7 protein-coding genes are annotated in these 7,923 nt (G+C 74.8%); 2 read left to right on the top strand and 5 right to left on the bottom strand.

Going from position 1 to position 7,923, the window contains the following annotated elements; all coding sequences use genetic code 11:
• Positions 1-29 precede the first annotated feature (29 nt).
• The gene (locus ACFU7Z_RS31685; RefSeq protein ID WP_380781260.1) at positions 30-908 is read right to left on the bottom strand and encodes a sulfurtransferase; all 879 of its coding nucleotides are present in this window, start codon (positions 906-908) and stop codon (positions 30-32) included.
• 250 nt (positions 909-1,158) lie between these two features.
• On the opposite strand from ACFU7Z_RS31685, the gene ACFU7Z_RS31680 reads away from it, so the two are divergent.
• On the top strand, positions 1,159-1,902 hold the full coding sequence (locus ACFU7Z_RS31680; protein WP_380781262.1) for a VOC family protein: 744 nt from the start codon (positions 1,159-1,161) through the stop codon (positions 1,900-1,902).
• An 11-nt stretch (positions 1,903-1,913) separates the two neighbouring features.
• Here ACFU7Z_RS31680 and ACFU7Z_RS31675 read toward each other — a convergent pair whose 3' ends face one another.
• From ACFU7Z_RS31675 to ACFU7Z_RS31660, 4 genes are all read right to left on the bottom strand, one after another.
• The gene (locus ACFU7Z_RS31675) at positions 1,914-2,570 is read right to left on the bottom strand and encodes a thymidine kinase (protein WP_074005657.1); all 657 of its coding nucleotides are present in this window, start codon (positions 2,568-2,570) and stop codon (positions 1,914-1,916) included.
• A 61-nt stretch (positions 2,571-2,631) separates the two neighbouring features.
• The gene (locus ACFU7Z_RS31670) at positions 2,632-3,819 is read right to left on the bottom strand and encodes an alkaline phosphatase family protein (protein ID WP_049653320.1); all 1,188 of its coding nucleotides are present in this window, start codon (positions 3,817-3,819) and stop codon (positions 2,632-2,634) included.
• 44 nt (positions 3,820-3,863) lie between these two features.
• Positions 3,864-4,463 carry a DUF5998 family protein gene (locus tag ACFU7Z_RS31665; RefSeq protein ID WP_049653318.1) on the bottom strand — a complete coding sequence of 200 codons (600 nt, stop codon included), beginning with the start codon at positions 4,461-4,463 and terminating at the stop codon, positions 3,864-3,866.
• A gap of 91 nt (positions 4,464-4,554) precedes the next feature.
• Entirely contained in the window at positions 4,555-7,371 is a 2,817-nt protein-coding gene (locus ACFU7Z_RS31660; RefSeq protein ID WP_234348448.1) for a GNAT family N-acetyltransferase, read from the bottom strand.
• Positions 7,372-7,598: 227 nt separating this feature from the next.
• Here ACFU7Z_RS31660 and ACFU7Z_RS31655 point away from each other — a divergent pair, with 227 nt between their 5' ends.
• Entirely contained in the window at positions 7,599-7,880 is a 282-nt protein-coding gene (locus tag ACFU7Z_RS31655) for an HPr family phosphocarrier protein (protein WP_049653316.1), read from the top strand.
• Positions 7,881-7,923 lie beyond the last annotated feature (43 nt).

The following is a 7,923-nucleotide window of genomic DNA, read 5'->3' as shown; positions in this document are numbered from 1 at the left end:
CCTCCCGCCCCTTCGGCATGCCCGGGGAATCAGCCCGGCTGGTCGGTGACCGCCACCGGGCGCGCCCCGTCGCTCGACCACTCGCTCCACGAGCCCGGGTACAGCGCGGCCGGCAGGCCCGCCACCTCCAGCGCCAGGACCTGGTGCGCCGCCGTCACGCCCGAACCGCAGTACACCGCCGTCTCCCGCTCCCCCGCGCCCAGCCCACGGAACCGGGCGGCCAGCTCGGCGGCCGGCCGGAACCGGCCGTCCGGGCCCACGTTGTCGGCCGTCGGCGCCGAGACCGCGCCCGGGATGTGCCCGGCCCGCGGGTCCACCGGCTCGGTCTCGCCCCGGTAGCGCTCCCCGGACCGGGCGTCCAGCAGCAGGCCGCGGCGGGCCCAGGCCGCGGCGCCGTCCCCGTCCACCGTCGGCAGCTGCCCCGGCACCGGCTTGAAGTCGCCCTCGCCGGGCTCCGGCAGCTCGGCCGTCACCGGCAGCCCAGCCGCCTGCCAGGCCGCGAAGCCGCCGTCCAGCACCCGGACGTCCCGGTGCCCGGCCCAGCGCAGCAGCCACCAGGCCCGGGCCGCCGCCATCGAGGCCGCGCCGTCGTACACCACGACCGGGCGCCCCGCGCTCACCCCGAAGCGGCGCATCGCCGCGCCGAACTCCTCCGGGTCCGGCAGCGGGTGGCGCCCGCCCCGGCCGGGGGCGCCGGGCGGGGCCGCCAGGTCCCGGTCCAGCTCCACGAAGTGGGCGCCGGGCAGGTGGCCGGCCCGGTACTCCTCGGCCGCGGTCGGGCCGCCCGGCGCGGCACCGACCAGCTGGTAGCGCACGTCCAGCAGCACCGGCGGCAGCGCGGAGGCCAGCGCCTCCCGCAGCCCGGCCGCGGAGATCAGCGGGGAACCGTCGTTGTAGGTGGTGGTCATGGCGGCCATTGTCGCGCAGCGCCGCCCGGGCGGCGGGTCTTCGGGATTCCCGCCGCCCCCGGCCCCTGCGGAATCCGACGCGAATCCGGCGGAATCCGCGGGACACGCCCGACCCGTCGCTCTTTGTGGGGTCTTTGCCGGACTTTCCGCGCGGCCCGAGGGTTGGGCGCCCGCCAGGGTGGAAGCATCACCCTCGCGCGCGAGGATTTCCGTGCGCCAACCACCCACGAGGAGGCCCGCATTGCCCGCGGTGGAACTCCGACTGGCCCAGGGCACGCCCTGCTGGGTCAGCCTGCTGACCGACGACCTGCCCGGCGCCCGCGCCTTCTACGGCGCCCTGCTCGGCTGGACGTACACGCCCGGGCCCGGCCAGCTCGGCGACTACGTCCGGGCCGAGCTCGACGGGGCACCGGTGGCCGGCCTCGGCGTCTCCACCGCCACCGGCTTCCCGGTGCAGTGGACCACCTACTTCGCCGTGGACGACGCCGACCGCACCGCCCAACTGGTCCGCGAGTGCGGCGGAACCGTCGCCGTCGGGCCGCTCCAAGCCGAGCGCGCCGGGCGGATGGCCATCGCCGCCGACGTCTCCGGCGCGGTCTTCGGCCTCTGGCAGGGCGAGGAGCACCTCGGCCGGGAGGCCGGCCGCGAACCGGGCGCCCCGGCCTGGGCCGAACTGCTCACCCCCGACGCGGAGGGCGCCGCCGGCTTCTACTCCACCGTCCTCGACCGCCCGGTCCGCTCCGGCCCGGAGGAGACCGCGCTGCTGGTGGACGGCCGGCCGGTCGCCGGCATCCGGCACCGCGCCGAGCTGCGCGGCCACCCGCCGCGCTGGCGCACCCACTTCGTGGTCCGCGACGCCGAGCTGACCGCCCGGCACACCCTCGGACTCGGCGGCCGGGTCCTGGTCGAACCGCACAACACCGCCCGCGGCCGCGCCGCCCGGCTGGCCGACCCGCAGGGCGGGCACTTCTCCGTCCTGGAGGTGCTTCCCTAGGGCCCCGGCTCTCAGGCCTGCTGCTCCTCGAAGGGCAGCACGTCCGGGGAGAGCACCGAGGCGTGCGCCGTCGCGGCGGTCAGCCGGCGGCGGTGGTGGCGGCGGCACAGCACCTCGTAGCCGACCTCGTCCCGGTCCACCGAGATGTCGCCGATCACCACCTGGGCGCCCTCGACCACCATCACCCCGCCGACCGTCCGGGCGTTGTGGGTGGCCCGCGCGCCGCACCAGCAGAGCGCCTCGACCTGGAGCACCTCCACCCGGTCGGCCAGCTCGATCAGCCGCTGCGAGCCCGGGAACAGCCGGGTGCGGAAGTCGGTGGTGATCCCGAAGGTGTAGACGTCGATGTCCAGTTCGTCCACCACCCGGGCCAGCTGGTCGACCTGCTCGGCGGCGAAGAACTGGGCCTCGTCGCAGATCAGGTAGTCCACCCGGCCGCCGGCCGACAGCCGGTGCACCACGTGCGCGTGGAAGTCGAAGTCGTCCGTCACCTCGACCGCGTCGGCGCGCAGGCCCAGCCGGCTGGAGATCGTCGCCGCGCCCGCCCGGTCGTTGCGGGTGAGGATCACGCCCTGCCGGCCGCGCGCGGTGTGGTTGTGGTCCATCTGCAGCGCCAGCGTCGACTTGCCGCAGTCCATCGTGCCCGAGAAGAACACCAGTTCAGCCATGGGTGGAGCAAGGGCCTTTCACATCAAGGGAATTCGGGCGCAGAAGAGTCGATCGAGCGGCTCAGCCGCGGACTTCGAGCAGCGGCACGAACTGCTCGACCGGGGTCATCGAACCGTGCAGACCGATCATCGCGGACTCGCCGGGCTCGTTGCGGGAGGCGGTGATCGCGATGTCGTCGCGCGCCGCGGCGACCACGTCGCCGATCCGCGCGTACACCCGCTCGTCCACGGCCGGGCCGAACCAGCCCGCCGCGATCGCCTGGTCCCGGGTGGCCACCCACATCCGGTCGCCCAGCACCTCGCTCCAGACCGCGTGCACGTCGGCCGCGGCCCCCGGCACCGCGTACACGTGCCGGGCCCGGCCCTCGCCGCCGAGCAGGGCGACGCCGGCGCCCAGCTCCCAGTCCTCGTCGAAGTCGATCCGGTCCTCCGGGGCGATGTCGATCATGCCGTGGTCGGCCGTCACGTACATCGCCGAACGCGGCGGCAGCTGCGCGGCCAGCCGGCGGGCCAGCCGGTCCACCGCGTCCAGCGTCATCCGCCACTCGTCCGAGTCCACGCCGAAGCGGTGGCCCGCGCCGTCCAGCTCGCTGACGTACGTGTACACCAGCGCCCGGTCGTGCTCGGCCAGCCAGGAGGCCGCCAGGTCCATCCGCTCCTCGCCCGTGGTGCGGCCGAGGAAGGTGCCGCCGGACAGCGCCACCCTGGTCAGCGGGGTCTGGGCGAACAGCGGGGAGGAGACCTGCGCGGTCGCCACCCCGGCCTGGTGGGTGCGCTCGAAGACCGTCGGGTACGGCTGCCAGGCGTGCGGCTCGGTCGGCGGCTGCCAGCGCAGCTGGTTCATCAGGTAGCCGGCGCCCGGCACCGCCACCGTGTACCCGGCCAGGCCGTGCAGGCCCGGCGGCGTACCGGTGCCGACCGAGGCCAGCGAGGTCGCCGTGGTGGACGGGAAGCCCGCGGTCAGCGGACGGCCGCTGCCCCCCATCGAGCTCCCGGCCAGCGAGGACAGGAACGGCGCGTACTCGGGGTGGCGCAGCAGCAGCTCCCAGCCCAGGCCGTCCACCAGGAACACCACCACCCGGTCCGCCGGGGCGATCGGGAGCGTCGCGGTGAACCCGGGGACGCCCAGCCCCGCCGCCACCGAGGGCAGCAGGTCGCACAGCGAACCACTGCCGTACGGGGGCGCGGGGGCCGTGGCCGGGTCAAGGATCTCGAAGGCGTCGTAGCCGTCGGCAGGAACGAAGGACATGGAACCGGATTCGTAGCGGTGCGGTCGGTCGGAAGCGGCGGAACTCAGACCCGCGGGCCGGTGCTGATCGTCGCGTCGGACAGCGCCCGGGCGAACACCAGCGCCTGGGACACCGTCTCCGGGCCGTCACCGGCCTCGCTCACCCGCAGGGAGAGGTCGTCGGCCGTGGCCGAGCCGGTGTAGCCGTGGTCGGCCTCGCAGTTCGGGTCCGAACAGCCGGCCGGCTCCAGGTCCAGGCGCTGCACCGCGCCCCAGCCGATCGTCAGCACCACCTCGCGCGGCAGGGTGCCCGGGGTGTACGTCTCCGGGTTCGCCACCATCCGGCTCACCACCACCGAACCGATCCGGTCCAGCCGGACGCTCTCCGTCGAGGTCGTCGCGAACGGCACCGCCGGGCTGCCCTCGGCCCCGGACTGCTCGTCCGTGTGGCTCACCACGAACCGGGTCGGGGTGAGGACCAGCACCGTGACGTGCCGGCGCACCTCGTTGGCGTCGAAGGTCGTCTCCTGGTGCACCAGGTAGGAGCTGATCGGCTCCGGGCCCACCGCGGACTCGACCGCCTCGGACACCAGGGCCGGGTAGTAGCCGCTGCGCTCGATAGCCGAGCGCAGGTCCTGAGTGGTGGTGGTACCGGTCTTCGCCATATCTCCATCCTGGCATGGTCCGCCGACGAAGCGGGCGGCACGGCGCCGAGCTTCGGACAACAGCGCCCGGGCAGGGCGCAACCAAGGAAGGTTACAGCGTGCTCATCGCGCGCGGGCCCAGATCGCTGCGGACCGGCAGCGGCGCCACCCGCACCCGCGCCCCCAGGATCGCCAGTCCGTGCGGGGCCACGACCACCGGTTCGAGATCCACCGAGGCGATCTCCGGCACGTCGTCCACCAGCTGCGACACCCGCAGCAGCAGTTCCTCCAGCGCGTCGGTGTCCACCGACTCGGCGCCGCGCCAGCCGAACAGCAGCGGCGCCGCCCGCACCTCCCGGATCAGCCCGGCGACGTCCTGGTCGGTGGCCGGAACCAGTCGGTGCGCGGTGTCGCCCAGCAGTTCGGCCGGGGCGCCGGCCAGGCCGAAGGAGAGGATCGCGCCGACCGCCGGGTCCACCGTGGCGGCGATCACGGTGTCCACGCCACGCGGCGCCATCCGCTGGACCACCAGCTCGGCCTGCGCGGCGCCGCCGAGCAGCGCGTCCAGCTCGCGGTGGGCGCGGCGCAGGCCCGCCTCGTCGGTCAGGTCCAGCCGGACGCTGCCCAGGTCGGGGCGGTGGCGCAGGTGCGGGGCGGTCGCCTTGAGGGCCACCGGGTAGCCGAGCGCCGCGGCGGCCGCGACGGCGGCCTCCTCGTCCGGGGCCGGCCGCACCGGCGAGACGTCGATCCCGTAGCGGGCCAGCAGCTCCTGCGCCTCGGCCTCGGACAGGGTGATCCGGGCACCACCGGGCTGGGTGCGTGCGGCGACGGCGGCCCGGGTGCTCAGCGCCGCCTCCACCAGCCGGCGGGCGCCGGGCTCGTCGATCCGGTCCAGCTCGGGGACGCGCGCCGTCTCCTCCGCCGCGGCCGTGCGGCGGCGCCACTGCGCGTAGTGCACGGCGTGGGCGAGGGCGTGCACGGCCCGCTCGGGCGCCGCGTACGCGGGGATGCCGCCGGGGCGCAGCCGGACCGGCAGGTCGGTCAGCGCCAGGTGGGTGAGCAGCAGCGGCTTGCCCAGCTCCCGGGCGCGGCCACCGGCTTCGAGCAGCGCGGCGGCGATCTCCGGGTCGTCCGAGCCCATCGCGGGGTCGTCCTCGCCGGTCAGCCGGCCGCCCATGAAGGCGTGGGCGGAGGTGCCGATCGGCGGGATGGCGACGGCGATCACCGCGTCCACGGCCGGGTCGGCGAGTGCGACGTCCAGGGCGATCCGGAAGTTCTCGCCGGTCGCGGCGGTGGTGAGGTCGACGGGCGTGCACGGGCGCAGGCCGGCGCTCAGCAGGGCGTCGTAGGTGAGCAGGCCGAGCGAGTCGGAGTTGCCGACCACCGCGACCCGGTTCCCCGGCGGCAACGGCTGCTGGGCCAGCAGCTCGCCGGTGTCGTACAGCTCGGTGATGGTCGACACCCGGATGACGCCCGCCTGCTCGAACAGCGCGTCCACGGTGGCGTCGCGCAGGCCGGTGGCGGTGGCGGGGACGGCGTGGCCGGGCGGCAGGCTGCCGGTGTGCCGGGCGCCCTTGACCACCACGACCGGCTTGACGGCGGCCAGCCGACGGGCGATCCGGGTGAACTTGCGCGGGTTGCCGAAGGACTCCAGGTACAGCAGCACCACCTGGGTGGCCTCGTCCTCGGCCCAGTACTGGAGGAAGTCGTTGCCGGAGACGTCGGAACGGTTGCCGACCGACGCGAAGGAGGAGACGCCGAGGCCGCGCTTGTGGGAGGCCTCCAGCAGGGCCACGCCGATCGCGCCGGACTGGCAGAAGATCCCGAAGCCGCCGCGGCCGGGCAGGCGCGGGGCGAGCGAGGCGTTCAGCGGGCGCTCGGGGTCGGTGTTGATCAGGCCGAAGGCGTTCGGGCCGATCACCCGCATGCCGGCCGCGCGGGCCTGGCGGACCAGCGCGCGCTGCCGGTCCCGGCCCTCCGGACCGGTCTCCGCGTAGCCGGCGGTGACCACCACCAGGCCCTGCACCCCGTGGGCGCCGCACTCGGCGACGGCGGCCGGGACGGCGCCCTCGGGGACGGCGATCACCGCGAGGTCCACCGGCCCGGGAATGTCCAGAATCGAACGGTGGACCGGGACGCCGTCCAGCTCGGTGCCGGGCGCGGCGTTGCGGTTCACCGCGTACACCGGGCGGTCGGCCGGGGCCTCGTCCCCCAGCAGGTCGCGCAGGATGGCCCGGCCGACGGTCTGCGGGGTGCGGGAGACCCCGATCACCGCCACCGAGCGCGGGGTGAGCAGGCGCTGCACCGACCGTGCCTCGGCGCGGTGCTCGCGGGCGCGCATCACGGCGAGCGAGCGGTCGGTCTGCTCCAGGTCGAACTCCAGGTGCACCACGCCGTCGGCGAAGCTGCGGTGCTGGGTGTAGCCGGCGTCGGTGAAGACCTTCACCATCTTCCGGTTCTCCGGCAGCACTTCGGCCTGGAAGCGGCGGATGCCGCGCTCCTGCGCGACCGCCGCGATGTGCTCCAGCAGGGCGGAGGCCACGCCGCGGCCCTGGTGGGCGTCCTGCACCAGGAAGGCCACCTCGGCGTCGGTGCCGGTCTCGGAGGGGCGGCCCTCGGCGTCGATCCGGTCGTACCGGACGGTGGCGATGAAGCGGTCGCGGACCACCACCGCGAGGCCCACCCGGTTCACGAAGTCGTGGTGGGTGAAGCGGCGGACGTCCTTGTCGGAGAGCCGCGGATAGGGGGCGAAGAACCGGAAGTACTTGGACTGGTCCGACACCTGCCCGTAGAACTCCACGAGCCGTCCGGCGTCGTCGGGGGTGATCGGCCGGATCCGGGCCGTACCTCCGTCACGCAGCAGGATGTCCGCTTCCCAGTGCTGCGGATAGTCGGGTTGCGCGGGGTTCGCCACCGCGGGGTCTTCCACATTCGTCAGGTTATCCGGCGGCGAGCCGAATGGCGCCGGGCGCGTGCTCACGGCAGGGTGGACAGGGCCGTCGACCGGGGTTTATGCCCCGAAAAGAAACAATCACAAGTCCTGAACGCTGCGGTTCCCAGGGGCCGCCTGCGTGCAACACTGGTCTAGACAACATGGCCGTTTCCCCCCGCTCACCGAGCACGGCCGTGACCAGCTTCACCGGAAAGGCACGTCTCATGGCTGAGCGCCGCGTCACCATCGGTTGGGCCGAGGGCCTGCACGCCCGTCCCGCCTCCGTCTTCGTCCGGGCCGTCACGGCCACCGGCGTGCCGATCACCATCGCCAAGCCGGGCGGCAACCCGGTCAACGCCGCCTCCATGCTCGGCCTCCTCGGCCTGGGCGCCCAGGGCGGCGACGAGGTCATCCTCGCCTCCGACGCCGAGAACGCCGACGACGCGCTCGACCGCCTCGCCAAGCTCGTCTCCGAGGGCCTCGACGAGCTCCCCGCCGCGGCCTGAGCCTCGCAGCACGCACACGAAGCGCCCGGCAGTGCCTAGCACC

The sequence above is a fragment of the Kitasatospora sp. NPDC057518 genome (genome assembly GCF_042802075.1).
Classification (GTDB): domain Bacteria; phylum Actinomycetota; class Actinomycetes; order Streptomycetales; family Streptomycetaceae; genus Kitasatospora.
The sequence above is the reverse complement of the archived record's forward strand: the minus strand, read 5'-3'. Positions and strand labels throughout refer to the sequence as shown.

Excerpts from the sequence above, each read along its gene's own strand:
- ACFU7Z_RS31655 (WP_049653316.1), top strand. The coding sequence starts at position 7,599 with ATGGCTGAGCGCCGCGTCACCATCGGTTGGGCCGAGGGCCTGCACGCC.
- ACFU7Z_RS31685 (WP_380781260.1), bottom strand. The coding sequence starts at position 908 with ATGACCACCACCTACAACGACGGTTCCCCGCTGATCTCCGCGGCCGGG.
- ACFU7Z_RS31670 (WP_049653320.1), bottom strand. The coding sequence starts at position 3,819 with ATGTCCTTCGTTCCTGCCGACGGCTACGACGCCTTCGAGATCCTTGAC.
- ACFU7Z_RS31665 (WP_049653318.1), bottom strand. The coding sequence starts at position 4,463 with ATGGCGAAGACCGGTACCACCACCACTCAGGACCTGCGCTCGGCTATC.
- ACFU7Z_RS31675 (WP_074005657.1), bottom strand. The coding sequence starts at position 2,570 with ATGGCTGAACTGGTGTTCTTCTCGGGCACGATGGACTGCGGCAAGTCG.